The organism is Celeribacter baekdonensis (assembly GCF_900102315.1).
GTDB classification, from domain to species: domain Bacteria; phylum Pseudomonadota; class Alphaproteobacteria; order Rhodobacterales; family Rhodobacteraceae; genus Celeribacter; species Celeribacter baekdonensis.
Window position 1 is genome coordinate 83,508 of the sequence record NZ_FNBL01000010.1, and the last position, 18,475, is coordinate 101,982.

The 18,475-nt window shown below is 60.2% G+C and carries 20 protein-coding genes; 10 read left to right on the plus strand and 10 right to left on the minus strand.

Features of this window, described 5'->3' with window-relative positions:
• Nucleotides 1-2: 2 nt before the first annotated feature.
• The 8 genes from BLT54_RS15690 to BLT54_RS22835 form a co-directional block, all read right to left on the minus strand.
• Complete coding sequence (locus tag BLT54_RS15690) at nt 3-1,229, minus strand: AGE family epimerase/isomerase (protein WP_074646242.1); 1,227 nt, start codon at nt 1,227-1,229, stop codon at nt 3-5.
• The gene (locus BLT54_RS15695; protein ID WP_074646243.1) at nt 1,226-2,314 is read right to left on the minus strand and encodes a DUF4432 family protein; all 1,089 of its coding nucleotides are present in this window, start codon (nt 2,312-2,314) and stop codon (nt 1,226-1,228) included. Before BLT54_RS15695 ends, BLT54_RS15690 begins: the two co-directional genes overlap by 4 nt.
• Nucleotides 2,311-3,279: a transaldolase gene (tal, locus tag BLT54_RS15700; RefSeq protein ID WP_074646244.1), complete on the minus strand. Its 969-nt coding sequence runs from the start codon at nt 3,277-3,279 to the stop codon at nt 2,311-2,313. Before tal ends, BLT54_RS15695 begins: the two co-directional genes overlap by 4 nt.
• 4 nt (nt 3,280-3,283) lie before the next feature.
• Entirely contained in the window at nt 3,284-4,279 is a 996-nt protein-coding gene (locus tag BLT54_RS15705) for an ABC transporter permease (protein ID WP_074646245.1), read from the minus strand.
• A 32-nt stretch (nt 4,280-4,311) separates the two neighbouring features.
• Nucleotides 4,312-5,799: a sugar ABC transporter ATP-binding protein gene (locus tag BLT54_RS15710; protein WP_218129398.1), complete on the minus strand. Its 1,488-nt coding sequence runs from the start codon at nt 5,797-5,799 to the stop codon at nt 4,312-4,314.
• Nucleotides 5,800-5,868: 69 nt separating this feature from the next.
• Nucleotides 5,869-6,831 carry a substrate-binding domain-containing protein gene (locus BLT54_RS15715; RefSeq protein ID WP_074646247.1) on the minus strand — a complete coding sequence of 321 codons (963 nt, stop codon included), beginning with the start codon at nt 6,829-6,831 and terminating at the stop codon, nt 5,869-5,871.
• A 347-nt stretch (nt 6,832-7,178) separates the two neighbouring features.
• Nucleotides 7,179-7,328 carry a hypothetical protein gene (locus tag BLT54_RS22620; protein ID WP_176832897.1) on the minus strand — a complete coding sequence of 50 codons (150 nt, stop codon included), beginning with the start codon at nt 7,326-7,328 and terminating at the stop codon, nt 7,179-7,181.
• Between the two features lie 24 nt (nt 7,329-7,352).
• Nucleotides 7,353-7,496 (minus strand): hypothetical protein, encoded by a 144-nt coding sequence (locus BLT54_RS22835; RefSeq protein WP_245708031.1) that lies wholly within the window; start codon nt 7,494-7,496, stop codon nt 7,353-7,355.
• Here BLT54_RS22835 and BLT54_RS22840 point away from each other — a divergent pair.
• Entirely contained in the window at nt 7,455-7,685 is a 231-nt protein-coding gene (locus tag BLT54_RS22840; protein ID WP_245708030.1) for an HAD-IA family hydrolase, read from the plus strand. The genes BLT54_RS22835 and BLT54_RS22840 overlap by 42 nt on opposite strands.
• On the opposite strand, the gene BLT54_RS15725 is transcribed toward BLT54_RS22840, so the two are convergent.
• Nucleotides 7,595-8,881: an ROK family transcriptional regulator gene (locus BLT54_RS15725; protein ID WP_074646249.1), complete on the minus strand. Its 1,287-nt coding sequence runs from the start codon at nt 8,879-8,881 to the stop codon at nt 7,595-7,597. The genes BLT54_RS22840 and BLT54_RS15725 overlap by 91 nt on opposite strands.
• Before the next feature lie 183 nt (nt 8,882-9,064).
• On the opposite strand from BLT54_RS15725, the gene BLT54_RS15730 reads away from it, so the two are divergent.
• The 8 genes from BLT54_RS15730 to BLT54_RS15765 are packed head-to-tail and all read left to right on the plus strand — an operon-like array spanning nt 9,065 to nt 15,480.
• On the plus strand, nt 9,065-10,138 hold the full coding sequence (locus BLT54_RS15730; RefSeq protein WP_074646250.1) for a Gfo/Idh/MocA family protein: 1,074 nt from the start codon (nt 9,065-9,067) through the stop codon (nt 10,136-10,138).
• A complete protein-coding gene (locus tag BLT54_RS15735; RefSeq protein ID WP_074646251.1) occupies nt 10,138-10,956 on the plus strand; it encodes a sugar phosphate isomerase/epimerase family protein in 819 nt (272 codons plus the stop codon). The genes BLT54_RS15730 and BLT54_RS15735 overlap by 1 nt, the downstream gene beginning before the upstream one ends.
• Nucleotides 10,953-11,732, plus strand: coding sequence for an alpha/beta fold hydrolase (locus tag BLT54_RS15740; protein ID WP_074646252.1), 780 nt, complete (start codon nt 10,953-10,955; stop codon nt 11,730-11,732). The genes BLT54_RS15735 and BLT54_RS15740 overlap by 4 nt, the downstream gene beginning before the upstream one ends.
• 1 nt (nt 11,733) lies before the next feature.
• A complete protein-coding gene (locus BLT54_RS15745) occupies nt 11,734-12,429 on the plus strand; it encodes a ribulose-phosphate 3-epimerase (protein WP_074646253.1) in 696 nt (231 codons plus the stop codon).
• Nucleotide 12,430: 1 nt separating this feature from the next.
• Complete coding sequence (locus BLT54_RS15750; RefSeq protein WP_074646254.1) at nt 12,431-13,372, plus strand: ROK family protein; 942 nt, start codon at nt 12,431-12,433, stop codon at nt 13,370-13,372.
• Complete coding sequence (locus BLT54_RS15755) at nt 13,369-14,127, plus strand: SDR family NAD(P)-dependent oxidoreductase (RefSeq protein ID WP_074646255.1); 759 nt, start codon at nt 13,369-13,371, stop codon at nt 14,125-14,127. The genes BLT54_RS15750 and BLT54_RS15755 overlap by 4 nt, the downstream gene beginning before the upstream one ends.
• Nucleotides 14,093-14,890: an SDR family oxidoreductase gene (locus BLT54_RS15760; RefSeq protein ID WP_218129399.1), complete on the plus strand. Its 798-nt coding sequence runs from the start codon at nt 14,093-14,095 to the stop codon at nt 14,888-14,890. The genes BLT54_RS15755 and BLT54_RS15760 overlap by 35 nt, the downstream gene beginning before the upstream one ends.
• 26 nt (nt 14,891-14,916) lie before the next feature.
• Nucleotides 14,917-15,480, plus strand: coding sequence for a dual specificity protein phosphatase family protein (locus BLT54_RS15765; RefSeq protein ID WP_074646256.1), 564 nt, complete (start codon nt 14,917-14,919; stop codon nt 15,478-15,480).
• A gap of 25 nt (nt 15,481-15,505) precedes the next feature.
• On the opposite strand, the gene BLT54_RS15770 is transcribed toward BLT54_RS15765, so the two are convergent.
• Entirely contained in the window at nt 15,506-15,958 is a 453-nt protein-coding gene (locus BLT54_RS15770; RefSeq protein WP_083351862.1) for an Lrp/AsnC family transcriptional regulator, read from the minus strand.
• Nucleotides 15,959-16,090: 132 nt separating this feature from the next.
• On the opposite strand from BLT54_RS15770, the gene BLT54_RS15775 reads away from it, so the two are divergent.
• Complete coding sequence (locus tag BLT54_RS15775) at nt 16,091-18,463, plus strand: transketolase-like TK C-terminal-containing protein (RefSeq protein ID WP_074646258.1); 2,373 nt, start codon at nt 16,091-16,093, stop codon at nt 18,461-18,463.
• Nucleotides 18,464-18,475: the final 12 nt, after the last annotated feature.

Below are 18,475 nucleotides of genomic sequence, written 5' to 3' on the forward strand. Positions count from 1 at the left end.
CCTTAGGGCGTTTGCTGGATGGCGCGGGTCAGGCTGCCCGTCGCGGGGTATAGAGGGATCAGGCAAGCTTGTAGGGCGTGGTAGATGTCGCCCTTGCCTGGGAAGATGGTGAAGGATGGCTTCATGTCCTCGGTCAGCTCTTCGCGCCACCCCCCATTCGCTCGATCGACAAAGGCCGAGGAAAGCACATCCCAGACCTGGCGATATGCTGCCTCCCACTCTGGTGCGGGACAAAGTTCGTTCAGGAAATGCGCCGCGCCGACGGCCTCGCAGGCGGGCCACCAGAGCTTCATGCATTTGTCCGGCTTGTCCTGCCAGTCAAGCGTGTAGAAGAACCCGCCGTGCTTGGCGTCCCAGCCGAGTAACATGGCTTGACGAAACAGGCCTTTAGCGGCCTCGACCATCCAGGTTTCGCGCTTTCCGTCCAGAACCCAAAGCTGCAGGATCAGTCGTGCCCATTCCAGCCAGTGGCCGGGCGTGGTGCCGGCCGGCCGGAACATCTCGTTCGGATGATAATAGCCGCGGTCAATGGACCAAACCCGGTCGAAATGTTCGGCCACACGCCATCCGACTGAGCGCGCAGCATGGCCGATGATCCGTTCGGCGATGCGTTTTGCCTTCTGGAGGTATTCGCTCTCGCCAGTTGCCTCATAGGCTGCCATCAGCGCTTCGGTCAGGTGCATGTTCGAGTTCTGGCCACGATATGTGCCGCCTTCAAAGGGTTGCCAGTCGGGAGCGAACTCTTCAGCGATGGCACCCGGTCCTTCCTCCCAGAAGCGCGTCTGGAGGATTTCGGTGGCATCGGCCAACATCCTGTCGGCCAGCGGATGTCCGACGAGTTTTGCTGATGAGGCCGCTAGCAGAACAAAGGCATGGCCATAGCCTTGCTTTGTCCCATCGACAGGCGCGCCGTCTTTCATCGACCAGAAATAGCCGCCATTCTTCCCGTCGCGGTGTTGAGACCAGAGCATGTCCATGCCGTGATCCACCACCGCGCGCGAACCCGGGCGGCCGAGCAAGTCGCCGATTGCGAAGCAATGCACGGCACGGGCAGCGATGTGGATAGGGTGAACCTGACCCCCCAGATCAAGCGCGCGCCCTTCCGGCGTCAGGTCGAAGAAGCCACCTTTAGGATCGATAAATCCATTCTGGAAGAAGTCCCAAAGCCCGTAGGCCTCGGCCCGAAGCCAGTCGCGGTGCATATGGTTTGTACTCCAGCGGGTTGTCATGCTGTCTCCTGTCGTCCTGCAATCCGGTCGATCAGGTCGCGCCGGGTTTTGGTTTCCGCAGCGTTGAGCCTGCCGATGCGCATCTCGGTCCGCCAGATTCTTCCGGGTGTCAGTTCCGGCACACGTCCCGCCGCTCTTTCGACTGAAAACCCTCCAAGCCAGGAGGTTGCCGGTTCGACAATGGCCACGGCGTCAAGATCGGGCTGCCGTGCGATCCAGCGTAGGGCGCGGGGGCAGTCTTTCAGCCGGTGCGAAACTGCATCCGACGTGCCGTTGGGATGGATTTGCAGCGTATGTGCCCAGCCGTCGCCGTCTGCCTGATAATCGACCTCGAACACCGCCTCGGGGTCGATGGCCTGCCCCGGAACGAACCGCGAATGGCGCATTGGATCGGAAGCGAGGGCTTGCAATAGGGCGTGTTGCGTCGAACCTTCCAGAGCCGAGGACGGCGGCGTATAAAGTCGCAGTGCCTCGGCGGTATAGTCTCCGGACCAGACAAGTTCTGCGCCATCAACGGGACGGAAGTTCGGATGCCCCATATACATGAACGGCAGAGGCGCGCGACCCAGGTTCTGCACCTTGATGCCGATGACAATCTCCGCAACGTCAGGAGAGAACCGCACGAAAGGCTCGGCACGATACCTGCCGCGGAAGGCCTTGGCATAATCCCGTCTGCCCTTGACGGTCAAGGAACGGGAGGCTTCCTCAATCTCAATCCAAGCCTGAGACATGGTGCCGACAGGCAATTCGCCGTGTTGCGGGTGGCTGTCGCCCGGCCCGGGCGCCGACGTTCCAAAAAGCCCGCAGTGGAAGAAGAATGCCCCAAAGGAGTCCAGAAGCCCCTGCCCTGCTGCGGGCGTCTCGGTCATCCCGTGCATGCCAACGGCTGCGCCGTTAAAGGCGAGGCTCCAGACTTGCTGGCCGCGCCAGGGCAGGATGATCGCTTCGACTTGCGCTCCCGTTACTTTCAGTGCTGCAATGCCGGACAGGTATTTGACTGCGCTCACGGTCCAATTCGGATGGCCGATCAGAACGGTTTCCGTCGGTTGGAATTGGCATGGCGACAGCTGAACGGTGAAGGTCATGGCCGGGCTTCAGAACGAGCTTGGCCGGAAAGCTTCTCGCCGATCAGCTCCAGTAGCTTACGGTGGTCAAGGTCGAATGACCGGATGCCTTCGGCTAGCTTCTCCGAAGCCATTGCATCCGCATTTATCTGCCATCGAAACTGCGCTTCACAGATCGGTTCGGGGGCATCCGCTTCCACCGGGCACGGGCCAAGAACGCGCGGCAGGCTAGACTGATCTGCTGCCAGTTCCGAAAGCAGCTCGGGAGAGATGGTCAGCCGGTCGCACCCCGCCAAAGCCCTAATTTGGCCTGTGTTTCGGAATGATGCGCCCATGACCACGGTATTGATGCCATGTGACTTGTAATATCGGTAGATCTGACGCACCGACAACACGCCTGGGTCTTCCTCGGGCGCGAAGACCTTCCCCTCCTTGGCAGCGTGCCAATCCGTGATGCGTCCAACAAAGGGAGATATCAGAAAAACCCCGGCATCGGCACATGCCTTGGCCTGGGCAAGGCTGAACAACAGCGTCAGATTGCAGCGAATGCCTTCGGCTTCCAGTTGCGCGGCCGCGCGAATGCCTTCCCAGGTTGCCGCCAGTTTGATCAGGATGCGCTCCGGGGCCACACCTTGAGCGGCGTAGCATGCAATGAGTGTCTTGGCCTTTCGCACCATTGCCGGGGTATCGAAGGAGAGACGGGCATCGACTTCCGTCGAGACAACTCCAGGAACGAGGCTGGCCAACTCTGCCCCGACTCGCACGGTTAGGTCGTCGGCAATTGCCTCGATCGAGGTTCCGTCGGTTTTGGCCCGCGCAATCGCTGAATCGACCAGCGACAACATGGAAGGGCTTTGGAGCGCCTTCAGCACAATCGATGGGTTAGTCGTGCAGTCCTGCGGCCGCGCTTGTTGAACCGCCCTCAAGTCGCCTGTGTCGGCAACCACGATGGACATTGAGCGCAAGTGTTCGAGGGTTGAGAGCATAGGTTTACCGCCGGTCTATCGCGAAGTTGACGAAGACTGCGCCGAGAATGAGCATACCCTTCACAACTTGCTGAGCATATGGGTTAAACCCCCAGAGCGTCATGGCATTTAACAGGACGCCCAGAAACAAAACCCCCACGAAGGTCCCCCAAATCGACCCCTTTCCACCGAACAAGCTAACGCCGCCGATGATGCAGGCCGAAATCACTTCCAGTTCGAGGCCACGCGCGATTGTCGAGTTGCCGGAGTTGATCAGCGACGAGTAGACAATGCCTCCGATAGCGGCAAACACGGACGTAATAATCAGACAGATTGTCTTGGTGCGCCAGACATTGATCCCTGACAACCTGGCTGCTTCGATATTCCCACCTACCGCATAAATCTCACGGCCGAGCGCGGTATACTTGGAGATGACGAACGTTGTCGCGAAGGCGGCGGCCAGCAAATAGACCGGAACAGGTATATGAAAGAGCCTGCCACTCCCGATGACGTAGTACCAGGACGGGAAGCTTTCGATCGGAACCCCGTTGGTGATTAGGTTTGCCACACCGGCAAGCGTGGCCATCATAGCCAGAGACGAGATGAACGTCGGCACGCCGATCCGGTGCCTGAGTATGCCATTGAACTGCCCAACGACGATTGCAAATCCGATCGCGCTGCACATGCCGAGGACGACTACGATAACCGAAGGCTCAAAGGCACCACTGGACAAAAATTTCACCATCCATGCCGTGATGCAGGCAGAAACCGCCACCATGGAACCGACCGAGAGGTCGATCTCGCCCACGATGATCAGCAGTGTCATACCGAAGGCAATCATTCCCGGAACAGCGATGGTGCGCAGGATGTTAAGCTGGTTGTCGAGCGTCATGAACCCACGACCGGTTAGTGCGACCAACACGTAGAAGGCCATGAGAATCAAAAGCATCGAGTGGCGGCGTAGGAAGTCTGCGTAGTGGTGCGGCTGCCTGGATGTCAAAGTCGTGGAAGTGTTGGTCATGTGCCCGATTTTTCCTGAATAATTCTTTGAAGTTAGGCCATTGTGGCGGCGTAGAGGCGCTTCGCGTCGATCTCGGAGCCCACAAATTCGGCAGTGACGGAGCCGTCGTGCAGGACGATTACCCGGTCGCAGCACTCGGCCAGATCTTCAAGCTCTGTCGATACGACGATGGAGGACAGGCCACGGCTCGCCTGTTCCCAGATGATCTGATAAATTTGGTGCTTTGCCTGTACATCGACACCGCGGCCGGGCTCATCCAGAAGGAAGATACGTGGACTGGTATTCAGCCAGTTGCCAACGACGACTTTCTGCTGATTGCCGCCCGAAAGGGACGAGGCTGGAAGCATCGGGTCCGAGACCTTGATGTGCAGATTCCCAATTTGTCGCGCGACGTGTGGACGCTCTAATCCAACCCATGTCAATCCGCGGCGCGCGATGGATCGCAAAGGCGCCGTCACAAGATTGGCATGTATCGAGTGATCGAGCACCAGTCCGGCATGCTTCCTGTCCTCGGAGGCATAGGCCAAACCCAACGCTTTGCGCTCAGCGAGCGATTTGTCGGTGATGTCCTGGCCAGCCATAACAAGTTGTCCCGCATCGAACTTTCGTGCTCCGAAGATGCCGTGCAATAGCTCCGTGCGACCTGCCCCGAGCATGCCGGCGATTCCAAGCACCTCCCCCTTCTTCAGTTTGAAACTTACATCGGTCAGCCATGGCGCCATCGACAGCCCCTTAGCCTCCAGGAGGACTTCGTCGTGAACTTTGCGAACTGCGTGTTCGAGCGGCGGCATGTCGCCGAACATCATGTCGAGAATTTCGGTGGTGCCAGCCTTTTCCATGGGCAGCGAACCGGCAAAGGTACCGTCCCTGAGCGCGGTCACTGTGTCGGCAATTTCCGGCAGTTCGGCCAGACGGTGAGAGATGTAGATGATCGTGACGCCCCTAGCTTTCAGGCGGCGGATCAGCGCAAAGAGTTGCTCCACTTCGGATGCTGCGAGTGCCGACGTGGGCTCGTCCAGCAAAAGGACCTTCGGCGAAAGGCTCGACGCCTTGACGATCTCGACAACCTGTTGCCTTCCAACCGAGAGCGTTTCGACGGCCTGATGGGGGTCGATGTCGAACGCCCCCATTTCCGACAGAAGTTCTCCCGCGCGCCTGTTCAGCAGTGTCCAGTCGATGAGGCAGCCCCCCGCACGTCGCGGCAACCGGCCCAGAAATATGTTTTCTGCCACGGAAAGGCCCGGGACCAGGCTGAGTTCCTGGTAGACGGTGACGACACCGGCCTCCATCGCCTCCTGCGGCGTCCGGAATTCCACGTCTTGCGCGCCGACAGCGATCTTGCCGGATGTCGGCGCGGTCGCCCCCGAGAGCATGCGCACGAATGTGCTTTTCCCGGATCCGTTCTTGCCGATCAGGGCATGCACCTGGCCGCCAGCAAAACTGTGGGTGAAATTGTCCAGTGCGCGGACAGGCCCATAGTGTTTTGTCAGCCCTTCGAAATGCAAATCAATGCCAGTCACGCTTGCCTCCCCTAGCAAAGTCCGCACCGCCCGGTTTCGCCGGGCGGTGGAGTAGTCGCTTTTCCGCGCTCATTCCAGCGAAGCGAGGAAGGCTTCCACACCGGCCTTATCGTTCCGGTTCAAGGGAAGCGTCGGCACGATAGTCTCTGCCTCGACAGAGGCGCCCGCGATCACCTTCAGGGCTGCCTCGGCTCCCATGCGGCCCATCTCGACCGGCGACTGCGCGGTCACGGCCTGCAGCACGTTGTCGCCAGCGAGAAGGCCTTTGGCCAGCTGCGGCGAACCGTCAATACCGAAGACGAAAACCTGCCCTGCCTTGCCTGCATTGCGGACGGCCTGCATTGCGCCGATCGTGCCGCCTTCGTTGGCAGCGTAGATCACGTTTATTTCCGGGTTCGCGGTCATCATGTCGGTTGCTACGGTGACAGCTTTTTCCGGCAGCCAGGCGTCCTGTCGGGCCACGACGTTCAATTCGTTCCCGATCGCTGCAGTTTCTTCGAACCCGCCGGTGCGTTGGCCGCTCTGTTCGGGCAGAAGCGAGTCGAAGGCGAGGATGCCGACGTTCGCCTTGCCACCGAGGCGTTCGGCAATGAAGCTGGCGGCTGCTTCGCCGGTGGCTTTCCCGAGATCGATGTTCGGCGTGCTGAATGTCGCGTTCGGGATCGACTTGTCGTCCAAGCCGCCGTTCAACGCAATCACCATGATTCCGGCGTCGCGTGCACGTTGGACCGCCCCCGCAGATCCGCTCGTCGAAAGCGGAGCAATCACGATCGCATCGACACCGCGCGCAATGTACGTGTCGATCGCCTGTGACTCTTTGGTTTGGTCGCCGTCGATGTTGATCTCGAGCACCTCGGCGCCACCAGCTTCGGCGCCTTCTTTAATACCTTGCTGTAGCGATTTCATGAACTGGTCGCCCTGGAAAACGATGCTGGCGATGACAGGGCTGTCCTGCGCATAGGCCGGAACGGCAGCCGCCATAGCCAAGGCTGCGATGCTGCTTTTGAGCAGGTTTCGTTTGGTGATAGTCATTGGGTTCCTCCCTCGGTGATGAGTGCTTGGGCGCCACGGGTAAGTGGCTTTCCGCAAATTGCGACTCCAACCTTGCTTCGGGCGTCGGATGGAGTGATGGCCCAGAGTTTTTGGTTTCTGCGCTTGCCATCTGCGGTCCTCCCCGGCCGAGATAGTTTGGCAGTCTTTATTTATTACTTTTGTAAAGTTAATAAATATATCGCTTATAATTTGTCAACTTTAATTTGTTCCTTTAAGAAAGTAATGTGTCAATGGGAAGCGGTGAGGACGCTAGAACGTTCGAAAATCTCTTTCGTTACATTTAGTTAGAAACGCCCGTTGAGAGAGGCCGCGCCGTTCATGCGCGGTCAATTGATGCCTCCCGCCAAAGCGAAAGCCCTGATTTCGACTGCGATGGCACGCTCGCAGTCACGCGGCACGCCCATTTTGAGGCCCTGCGTCAAGCTTTCGATGATCAAGGTGTGACATGCGATGTCGCCGAAGTTCGAAAGATGCATGTCGCGCTCTTCCCGAACCTCCTCTCACGCGTACGCCCGGTTTTTGAAATCGTCGCCGTGGCGCGCACCCATTTTGGACGGTTGCCGCTTGCCGTCGCATCGTGCGGTGATCAGCTCATCGTCGAGATGACTCTCGAGCGAGTTGGTATCCGAACGCTTTTCGATCATGTGGTCGCGATTGGGACCGTCTGCCGTGGTAAACCCGCTCCCGACCTGTTTCTCGCCGCTTCAGAAAGGTTGGGCGTTGCGCCAGAGACCTGTCACGTCTACGAGGACAGCGACGAAGGGTTGGAGGCTGCCTCGCGGGCAGGCATGTCCGCCTTGGATGTCAGGGAAGTGCCGGGACTGACACGATAGGTCTCTTCGAAAACGCCGCCGATCTCAACGTTCGAAATATCAAACGAAACGTGATGCGAGATGCAGGCCGCTCCGATGGCACATTCATAAGCGCCGAGCGGCGAGATCAGAATGTCAGGCATGCGTGTGCCGGGAATAATGCGCGTGGCAACAGATGCCTTTACCTCCGCCAGAGCCCGGCGCAGGACAGGGATCATTGCGCCGCCAAGGACGACCTGAGCTGGATTGAAGACATTGATGAGCGACACAAGGCCAGTCGCGAGATGCTGGGCGATCGAAGATGTTGCGCCGATCGCCCGCGCATCCCCCCGATCGCACGCGCTTGCAACCTCATCCGGAAGCAAATTGAGATCAACCGGGCCAGGTTCCTCGCCCGTCCATGCCCGCGACAGGGCCGCCAGATTGACCCATGTTTCGAGGCAGCCACGCTGGCCGCAGGAGCAGACCGCGCCCATTTCGCCGACATGAATGTGACCCAACTCTAGCCCGGTACCATCTACGCCGCGCAAGAGACGGCCATTGACAATGGCGGCCCCGCCACAGCCGGTGCCAAGCTTCAAAAATACGGTGTAGGGCGCAACCAGGCCTGGTTGCGTGTATACCGCACCGAACGCTGCTGCATTGGCGTTGTTCTCGATCGTCACCGGCAGGTCGGTCGCGGACATCAGATAAGATCTGAAATCCGTGTTCTTCCAGCCGAGGATCGGAAGGTTGACGATGAACCCCTCGGACGTAACCAACCCGGGCACAGTCACCCCCACCCCGACGACACGCCCGCGGTAGGACGCCTTTTCGGCAAAGCGTTTGATTGTGGTCGCAATCGCATCAGCGGCGAGCTGTGGGGTTGGCTTCGACGCCAACTTTGTTTCTACCGCCTCAGCGACATTAGCGGAAAGGTCCAACAGAACGATGCGTAGTGTCGACACACCGATTTCGACGCCGACAAAATAGGCTCCGACTGGGTCGACCTCCAAGGCAATCCCAGGACGCCCTGGTTCGCGTTCCTTTCCAGGCATTGCCGCCTTGACCTCGCGCAAGTGACCCCGCTTGATCATCTGAGATGTCAGGCGGCTGATAGTCGCCTGCGTCAGGCCGAGGCTACGCGAGAGTTCGGCCCGTGACAACGCTCCCCTTGTACGCAAAAGCGTCAGGATTCTGCGTTGGTTCACGAACTTCGCGAGAGTTTGATCCGCCATAGGCCCTGCCCTGTCTGTAGAATGGTTTCTCAACAGTTAACCGAATTCCTTCCTCAACGGAAGAAACTCATTCTAATGATTCTGTTTAATTTGTTACTTTAGTAAAGTTAATAATTGAAGCAGTCGCGACGCTGTGCAAAACTGCCTTAGAACGCGATTCGTTAGACGACAGAGAGCAGATACATGACAACCAACAACAGAAAGCTGAACATAGGCATCCTCGGCTGCGGGCCGATTGCCCAAGCAGCGCATTTCGAAAGCGCGGCCAAGGCGAAGAACGCCGAGCTCTATGCAATATGCGACCTGGCAGACGACCTGCGCGAGCGGATGGCCGCGACCCACGCGCCGAAGAACAGCTTCGCCAATTACGAGGAAATGCTGGCCGATCCTGAACTTGATGCCGTGGTCATCGCCACAACTGACGCCTTCCACGTTCAGGCCTCCATTTCCGCGCTGCGGGCGGGCAAGCATGTCCTTTGCGAAAAGCCCTTGGGCATTTCCGTCGAAGAGGTGGAAGAGCTTCGGTCCGAGGTCGAGGCGTCGGGTAAGGTTCTCCAGGTCGGCAACATGAAGCGCTTCGATCCGGGTATCCAGAGCGCCAAAGCGTTCATCGACCAGGAAATGGGCGAAATGCTGGCTTTGAAAGTCTGGTACTGTGATAGCACCCATCGCTATGCGGTTACGGATGCGGTTCAGCCGCTGATGGTGAAATCCGCCAAAGCCAAGAAGCCACCAGTCAATCCGAAGGCCGACCTCGAACGCTACTACATGCTCGCGCATGGCAGCCATTTGTTGGATACCGCCCGGCATTTTGCGGGCGAGATCGTCGAGGTCGAGGCCCGTCTTCGCAATCGTTACGGCGCGTATTGCTGGTTCATAGATGTAGCCTTTGCCAATGGCGTCATCGGCCATCTCGACCTTACGGTCTCGGTGCGGATGGATTGGCACGAGGGCTTCCAGGTCTATGGCGAGCACGGTTCAATCCTCGGCAAGACCTACAACCCGTGGCTGTTCAAATCGTCAGACGTCGATGTCTTCCGTGAAAAAACTGGAACGACGACACGGGTTCTCGGTGCGGACGGACATTTCTATCGACGTCAGCTCGAAGCCCTCTCGGACGTCGTTCTGAAAAACGCGCCAATGGTCGGCGCGAATATTGACGACGGGGTAGCCTCGGTGCGCGGCATGGTGGCAATCGCCCAATCGGTGGCAAGCGGGCAGGCGGTGAAGCTAGCCGATGTGTCAGGGGGGCTATGATGCAACTCGGAATTTTTGCCAAGACATTTGCCGGGGCCACGCCGATGACTGTGTTGGAGGCCGCGCGCGGCGCTGGCTACGACTCCGTACAATACAACATGGCCTGCTCCGGCATCGGATCACTACCCCCCGAAGTACCGGATGCTGCATCTGGGGCCGTCCGGTCTGCATCGCAGGACACCGGCGTTGGCATTGCGGCTCTGTCCGCAACCTACAACATGATTCATCCCGACCTCGACAAGCGGGCTGCAGGTCGGGCAAGCTTCACGGCGATTGCAGCACAAGCGCACACCATGGGCACGCGGCTGATGACGCTCTGCACTGGCAGCGCCGACGCACAAGACCAGTGGCGGGACCACCCCGAAAACCGCTCTGCCGCCTCCTGGAACACCATGATGTCGGAGTTCGAGGCGCTCATCGCCATCGCCGAACGCCATGATCTTCTTCTGGGTGTCGAGCCGGAATTGGCCAACGTAATTGACAGTGCCGAGGCTGCGCACCGCCTGATCCGGGAGGCGCAGAGCGACCGCATCCGTATCGTGCTCGACCCTGCCAACCTCTGCGAGGTCGCCGCACCGGAGGAACGCCGTCGCATTACCGCCAAAGCCATTGATCTGCTGGGCGGGCACATTGTAATGGCGCACGCCAAGGATCGCCACGCCGATGGAAGTTTTGCCACCGCTGGAACGGGTGTGGTAGATTTTGCCGATTTTATCTCCCGTCTGAAGGCGGCGGGATTTGACGGGCCGCTGGTCACCCATGGTCTGGCGGCGGCGGAAGCCCCCGGTGTCGCTACTTTCCTGCGGGGGCTGGCATGACTTTCATCACCGCAGATGGCGTACGACTGAACCTCGATATCGGCGGTGACGGGCCGGATCTGATCTTTCAGCACGGGCTCTGCGGAGATCGCACCCAGGCGGCACAGGTGGTGCCCGATGGCGTGCGTCGTCTGACGCTGGAATGTCGCGGCCACGGACTTTCCGAGGCCGGGCCGCTCGAACGGCTGTCACTGGCACAGTTCACCGATGACCTTGCCAACGTGATCTTGCGAAAGGGCATCCGGCCGGTCGTTGGCGGCATCTCCATGGGGGCGGCGATTTCGCTCCGGCTCGCTGTAAGGCGCCCCGACCTGATGCACGCGCTGGTCCTGGCTCGCCCCGCCTGGGGAACTGAGGCCGCGCCAGCCAATATGGCTCCCAACGCCGAGGTGGGCGAGATGCTTGCGCGCGGCGAGTCGGTGGGCGAGTTCGACGAAACAAATACGGCGCGGATGCTGGCCTCATCTGCGCCGGACAACCTCGCCTCGCTGCGTGGATTCTTCTCCCGTGAACCGAGGCGTGTCACCTCTGCGCTGCTGCGGCAGATTTCAATGGATGGACCGGGGGTCAACGAATCCGATCTTTCGGCCCTGAACCTGCCAGTCCTGGTGATTGGCCATGAGCGAGATCACGTGCACCCTCTCGGCCTGGCAGAGGACCTGGTCCGCGCCATCCCGGGCGCGAGGCTCGCCCGAATCACGCCCAAGGCCGACCACCCCGAAGTCTATCGCAACGATTTCCGTGCGGCACTGGCCGCCTTCCTGAAAGGTCTCTGACATGACGCCCGCTGCCAACTGGCTTGACACCCTGCCCCGCCATCGACTGATGGCCGAATACTCGCTCTGGTCGGCCGATCTTCTGAATATCGGCGCCGAGATCGACCGAGTCGATCCATATGTCGACCTCTACCACATCGATGTCGCCGATGGGCATTTCTCACCCGCCCTGCTCTATTTCCCCGACCTCGTAGCGGCCTGCCGCAAGCGGACTGCGAGGCCGTTCCATGTCCATCTGATGGCGACAGATGATATCCTGCTCAACCAGATCGACCAGTTTGCCGAAGCTGGTGCCGACCTTATCTCGGTCCATGCCGAAAACGGCGATCCCGAAGCCGCATTGGCGCGGATCGAGAGCCATGGAGTCAAGGCCGGGATCGTTCTACAGCTGTTCACGCCCGTATCCGAAGCGGCCCAATGGCTCGACAGGATCGCGATGCTGACGCTTCTGGGGACGCGGATCGGGGTCAAGGGCCAGGGGCTCGACCCAGAAGCCGAACCGCGCCTGGCCGAAGCGCGCGCGTTGATCGCCGGACGCAATGTGGTCCTCGCGGCAGACGGTGCCATTCGCGATCACACCGTTCCGGGTCTTGCGGCGCACGGAGCCGAAACCATCGTCATGGGATCGCTCGCCTTCAATGCACCAGACCTTGCGGCGCGGATGGCCTGGGTCCACGGCCAAAAGATTGGCGGCTGAGATGCCAGCGGCACTCGGTTTCGACCTTGGCGGGACGCAGGTCCGGGCCGCGCTGGTGCAGGATGGCGCGGTGGTCCGCCGAGAAGCCCTTCGCACCGACGTGGCTGGCGGACCTGAGGCGGTCATGCGTCAATTCGTGAATCTTGCCAACAAGGTAACGGGCGGCATCGCACCCGCGGCAGTCGGGCTTGCGGCGCCCGGGCCTCTCGATACTGATGCCGGCGTCGTCGATCATATTCCGACGCTTCCCGGCTGGGACGGTTTTCCTTTGCGTACTCGCTTGGGAGAGACGTTCGGTTTGCCTGCCGCAGTCGAAAACGATGGTATCGCAGCGGCTCAAGGTGAATGGCAGCATGGCGCGGGCCGCGGGCTGCGCCACCTCGTCTATGTCACCGTGTCGACCGGCGTGGGGGGCGGCGTTGTCATGGACGGGCGGCTTGTGCATGGCCGTCGTGGTATGGGCGCGCATGTCGGACACTTCCGTATCGCAGAGAACGGTCCGACATGCTCGTGTGGTCGAACCGGTTGTTTTGAAGCCTTCGTCGCCGGTACGGCCCTTGGCCGCCGCGCCCGCGTGCAGGCCAATACCGAGACGTCCGGCCATCTGGGCCGGATTACCGGTCGTGAGGTCGAGGCCCGCGATGCCGTCGAAGGCGCGCTGCAGGGCGACGCGAGCTGCCTCGCGCTTCTTGCTGAAGAGGCCCGCCTGCTGGGCCAAGGCTTCGCCAGCCTGGCTCATCTTTATGGGCCAGAGCGGATCATTATGGGCGGCGGGGTCAGCCATGCCTTCGAACTCTTGGAGGACGAAATTCTGCGCGCATACCGCGCCGAGGCCATGCCTCCGTACAGAGATGTCGTTATCGTGCCCGCTCTATTGGGCGACAATGCCGGGCTGATCGGAGCTGCCGCTCTGGCCCTGAATGCAAGCGGAGGAAACCCATGAGTTATCTACAGAACTTTCGACTGGACGGACGGCGCGCCGTGGTCACGGGCGGGGCTGGCGGGATCGGAGCCGCCTGCGTCGATGCGCTTTTGGAAGCTGGCGCCGAAGTCGTCATCGTCGATTTCGCCGAGGACAGTCTAACCGCAGCGCAGGAGCGCCTTGCCGGGCAACCGGTCAGCTTCGAAAAGGTCGATCTGACCGATTGCAAGGCGGTGAACGCCCTGGCAGACCGGCTGGGCGCGATTGATATCCTTGTGAACAATGCTGGAATCGGTCGACAGACTGCCGCCGAGGACATCTCGGAAGAGGAATGGAACCAGGTCATTGCGATCAACCTCAACGCGGTTTTCTGGTGTGCCCAGGCTTTCGGGCGTGGAATGGTGTCACGAGGCAAGGGAGCGATAGTCAATATGGGCTCAATGGCAGGGGAAATTGCAGTCCGGCCGCAGAAGAACGTGCACTACAACGCCTCGAAAGCGGCAGTTCATCACGCGACAAAGTCGCTTGCCGCCGAATGGGCTCCGAATGGCGTACGGGTCAATGCCGTTGCCCCCGGTTTCATTGAAACGCCAATGAACGCCTTTGCATTGAAAAACGACAAGGTGACGTCCGGCATCTGGCTCGGAAATATCCCGATGGCGCGCTTTGGCAATCCGTCTGAAATCGCCTCGGTCGTTCTATTCCTTGCCTCTGATGCCTCCAGTCTGATGACGGGATCGATTGTGCTGGCCGACGGAGGCTACACTGTCTGGTGATCTCGCGGGCAAGCGGGTCCTCGTTGCCGGCGGCGCTAGCGGTATTGGGGCAGTCATCGCCCGGTGCGCGGCATTGAACGGGGCTTTCGTTATTGTGGCGGACCGTGATCTTGGCGGGGCGCAGGCCGTGGCAGGGGAGTTGCCCCACGCCTCGGCGCTCGAACTGGACGTGACCGATCCCACTTCTATCGAGTCACTGGTTGATTGCCTCGAAACCGATGGCCTGGTTCCCGACGCGCTGGTTCAGTCCGCTGGAATTTGGGAGATGGGGGGCGTTCTCGAAGCGGACAGGGCTTCCTTTGCACGGCTTTTCGCGGTCAACGTCGAAGGATGCTTCTTTACCCTTCAGGCCACCGCGCGCCTGATGATTAGGCACGGCAGGCCGGGCGCCATCGTCACTCTTGCCTCGCAGGCCGGACGCCGGGGCGAGGCGGCATCGCCATTTTACGCGGCGACCAAGGCCTCGGTGATCAGCCTTACCCAATCGGCGGCGCTGGACCTGATCGGCCGCGGTATCCGGGTCAACGCCGTGGCCCCAGGAAACATTGATACGCCCATGTGGACGCAAGTTGACGCAAGCTTCGCCGCGCGAGACGGGCAATCGCTTGGGGACAAGACCCGCTCGGTTGCCGCGATGATCCCGATTGCCCGCTTCGCTACCCCCGAAGAAGTAGCCGAAGTCGTCGTATTCCTCATATCCGACCGAGCGAGCTATGTCGTTGGTCAGACTTGGAACGTCGACGGCGGCAACTTCCTGAGTTGACCGTCCCAAAGGAGAACATAGCCCCGATGTCCATCCAAATTTGTGCCTTCGACGAAGTCGAGACTTTCCTCGTACACGCGCCCGTTCATGTGCTGTCGATCCGCGATCCTGCAACCGCTCGGCCGCTGCCACTGAACGGGCGGAACGATGTCTCGGAACTAGAGTTTCATGACAGGATCGCCCTCGAGCCGGGAATCGATTTGCCAAGAATGGAACACGTTGACGCGATCATCGCGCTTGGTCGCCGCCACCTGCCCCGTGGCACGGTGCTCGTTCACTGTACAATGGGCATCTCGCGTTCGGCAGCCGCCGCTGCCATCATGCTGGCAGCGCATGAGCCTGCGCGCTCGGAGACCGCGATCTTCGATCAAATCCTCTCAATCCGCCCGATAGCGTGGCCCAGTTCCCTCTTGATCACACTTGCTGACCAGCGACTGAATAGGGGCGGACGACTTATTGAAGCGCTCGAGGCCTTTCATACTCGGCAGGTGCAAGCTGCACCGGAAACCGCCGCCATCATTGCGAGGTCCGGACGCGCCGCCGAAGTGGCCGCCGCCAAAACCCGCGCCGGGGTTAGAAACGTCCCATGATGTCACCAAGAGCCGCGAAATCAGCCTACCGAAGGCGGGCGGCCTGCTCCTTTACACGACGGATCGGCACCGACGATTCGATCGACGCCACGCCAGGCATCCGGGTTAGCCGGCGGGTCAGGAACTGTTCATACTCGGCAAGGTCACTTACGAGCACGAGCATGAGATAGTCGAAACTTCCCGTCATCAGCCAGCAATCCACAATTTCGGGGCAATCCCGGATCGTCTTTTCGAACTCGACGAGGCGATTTTCCACCTGCTGGTCCAGTTTCACGGAAACAAAAACACTAAAGCCGAAGCCTAGCTTCCCAGCATCGATCCGCGCGCCGTAGCCCGTGATGATCTGATCCGCCTCGAGTTTGCGAATACGCCGTGCACAGGGAGTGGGCGACAAGCCCACCCGCTCTGCCAGATCTTGGTGCGACACTCGGGCGTCCACACTAAGGACGCGCAGAATCTTTCTGTCTAGCTCATCGATCGCCAACGCCGTTTTCCTTCACTATTTCCAAGTTATGCGCCGGATTTCTGCGAATACCTCGATTAAAGTTGAAGATATCGCAGGCAATTCGCACGATCAATGGTGTAATCTATGGAAACCTAGGAGGAGCGGATGACCATCGATTCACATCACCTCAAAATAGTCGAACAGCGGCTGCTTTGGCTGTCGCACTGGATGGTCCACCATGCGAACCACGTTCGGCCTAAGATCGACGGGATCAAGACCGGGGGTCACCAAGCCAGCTCAGCTTCGATGGTTTCGATCATGACGGCGCTCTACTTCCATACACTGCGCCCCCAAGACCGCGTTGCGGTCAAACCTCACGCCGCCCCGGTATATCATGCAATCCAGTACCTCATGGGCAACCAGACGCAGGAGCAAATGGCCGCGTTTCGCGGAATCGGCGGGGTTCAGAGCTATCCCTCGCGGACAAAAGACACTGACGACGTGGATTTTTCCACGGGTTCGGTCGGTCTTGGCGTGGCGATCACGGCCTTTGCTTCGTTGGTCCAGGACTACGTTGCTGCCCGAACCTGGGCTAAGACTGCCCCTCTGGGACGTATGGTAGCGCTGGTAGGCGACGCGGAGCTGGACGAGGGAAACATCTACGAAGCCCTGCAAGAGGGATGGAAGAACAACCTCCGCAATTGCTGGTGGATCATCGACTATAACCGTCAGTCGCTGGACGGAATCGTGCGCGAAGGTCTGTTCGCCCGGATCGAGAAGATATTTGATGCCTTCGGCTGGGACGTCGTGCGAGTCAAACATGGCGCCTTGCAGCGGGCGGCCTTCGCGGAACCGGGCGGGCTACGGCTGCGCGACTGGATAGACGCTTGCCCCAATCAGGAATACGCCGCGCTCACTTATATGGGCGGCGCAGTCTGGCGCAGGCGGTTGATGGACGATATGGGCGATCAGGGGGACGTGACAGCGCTGATTGAAAAGCGCAACGACGCGGAACTGGCCACGCTAATGGAGAACCTCGGCGGAAACTGCGTGCACACGATGGCTGAGGTTTACGACGGCATCGACCATGACCGGCCGACCTGCATCCTGGCCTATACCGTGAAGGGCTGGGGCACGCCGATCGCCGGCCACAAGGACAACCACGGCGGGCTAATGACTTCTGCACAATTTGCCGCGTGGCGGGAACACATGGGCATCCAGCCGGGGCAGGAGTGGGACCCGATGGCTGCGGTGCCGGATCGCGCCGCAATGCGGGATTTTCTCGCGACCGTTCCCTTCTTCGCCCAAGGACCGAGGCGGTTGTCTGATGACAGGCTCCCGGTGCCCGAAATAGCCGTTGACAGCGACCGGGAAATCTCCACCCAGATGGCCTTCGGCAAGATCCTTGATGGCATCGGCAAATCGGGGGGGCCTCTCGCAGACCGTATTCTGACGACTTCGCCCGACGTGACCGGTACCACCAGCCTTGGCCCTTGGGTCAATCGTCGCAAGCTGTTCGCACGGCAGGTGCAGAAAGATGCTTTCATCGAGCATCGGATACCTTCGACCGCGCGGTGGGAATTCACCCCGGAAGGCCAGCATCTGGAACTGGGCATTGCCGAGATGAACCTGTTCTTGCTGCTCGGTGCGGCAGGTCTTTCGCACAGCCTGTTTGGCAAGCGGCTGATACCCATCGGTACGGTCTACGATCCATTCGTGCATCGCGGTCTGGATGCCCTGAACTACGCCTGTTACCAGGATGCGCGGTTCATGATTGTGGGTACGCCCTCCGGCGTCACCCTTGCTCCAGAGGGCGGCGCCCACCAGTCCATCGGCACGCCGCTCACGGGCATGGCGCAGGATGGACTGGCCAGTTTTGAGCCCGCATTTGCCGATGAACTGGCCGTGATCATGAGTTGGGCCTTCGACTACATGCAACGCGACGGCGGCGGCGATCCGGACGAACGCACCTGGCTGCGCGACGAAACCGGCGGGTCGGTCTACCTGCGGCTCACGACGAAGCCGCTTGAACAACCGGGACGCCGCGTCGACGAGGACTTTCGGCAGGGGGCCGTCGACGGCGCGTACTGGCTGCGCAAGCCCGGGCCGAATTGTTCTGTCGTAATCGCCTACCAGGGCGCGGTGGCTGATGAGGCGATTGCAGCCGCGGGCGCCGTGGCAGAACATCGCCGTGACATCGGCGTTCTCGCGGTCACGTCAGCCGACAGGCTGAACGCAAGCTGGACCGCTGCGCAACGTGCTCGGGCGCGCGGGCGGACCGATGCCCGCAGCCATGTTGAGCGTCTGATGGAGGTTCTGCCGCGTGACTGCACGCTGGTGACGGTGATAGACGGACATCCCGCCACCCTGTCCTGGCTTGGCTCCGTTGCAGGTCATCGCACCATCGCGCATGGCGTGGAGCACTTCGGCCAATCCGGCAATATAGACGACCTCTACCGTCATTTCGGGATAGACAGGCATGCCTTGATCAACTCTATTAGCGCTCTGACCGCGGGGTGTCACATCTCAGTCAGCTGATGTTGCAGCCAA

Coding starts and splice junctions, on each gene's coding strand:
- BLT54_RS15690 (WP_074646242.1), bottom strand. CDS start 1,229: ATGACAACCCGCTGGAGTACAAACCATATGCACCGCGACTGGCTTCGG.
- BLT54_RS15695 (WP_074646243.1), bottom strand. CDS start 2,314: ATGACCTTCACCGTTCAGCTGTCGCCATGCCAATTCCAACCGACGGAA.
- tal (WP_074646244.1), bottom strand. CDS start 3,279: ATGCTCTCAACCCTCGAACACTTGCGCTCAATGTCCATCGTGGTTGCC.
- BLT54_RS15705 (WP_074646245.1), bottom strand. CDS start 4,279: ATGACCAACACTTCCACGACTTTGACATCCAGGCAGCCGCACCACTAC.
- BLT54_RS15715 (WP_074646247.1), bottom strand. CDS start 6,831: ATGACTATCACCAAACGAAACCTGCTCAAAAGCAGCATCGCAGCCTTG.
- BLT54_RS22620 (WP_176832897.1), bottom strand. CDS start 7,328: ATGCATCTTTCGAACTTCGGCGACATCGCATGTCACACCTTGATCATC.
- BLT54_RS22840 (WP_245708030.1), top strand. CDS start 7,455: ATGACTCTCGAGCGAGTTGGTATCCGAACGCTTTTCGATCATGTGGTC.
- BLT54_RS22835 (WP_245708031.1), bottom strand. CDS start 7,496: ATGATCGAAAAGCGTTCGGATACCAACTCGCTCGAGAGTCATCTCGAC.
- BLT54_RS15725 (WP_074646249.1), bottom strand. CDS start 8,881: ATGGCGGATCAAACTCTCGCGAAGTTCGTGAACCAACGCAGAATCCTG.
- BLT54_RS15730 (WP_074646250.1), top strand. CDS start 9,065: ATGACAACCAACAACAGAAAGCTGAACATAGGCATCCTCGGCTGCGGG.
- BLT54_RS15735 (WP_074646251.1), top strand. CDS start 10,138: ATGCAACTCGGAATTTTTGCCAAGACATTTGCCGGGGCCACGCCGATG.
- BLT54_RS15740 (WP_074646252.1), top strand. CDS start 10,953: ATGACTTTCATCACCGCAGATGGCGTACGACTGAACCTCGATATCGGC.
- BLT54_RS15745 (WP_074646253.1), top strand. CDS start 11,734: ATGACGCCCGCTGCCAACTGGCTTGACACCCTGCCCCGCCATCGACTG.
- BLT54_RS15750 (WP_074646254.1), top strand. CDS start 12,431: ATGCCAGCGGCACTCGGTTTCGACCTTGGCGGGACGCAGGTCCGGGCC.
- BLT54_RS15755 (WP_074646255.1), top strand. CDS start 13,369: ATGAGTTATCTACAGAACTTTCGACTGGACGGACGGCGCGCCGTGGTC.
- BLT54_RS15765 (WP_074646256.1), top strand. CDS start 14,917: ATGTCCATCCAAATTTGTGCCTTCGACGAAGTCGAGACTTTCCTCGTA.
- BLT54_RS15775 (WP_074646258.1), top strand. CDS start 16,091: ATGACCATCGATTCACATCACCTCAAAATAGTCGAACAGCGGCTGCTT.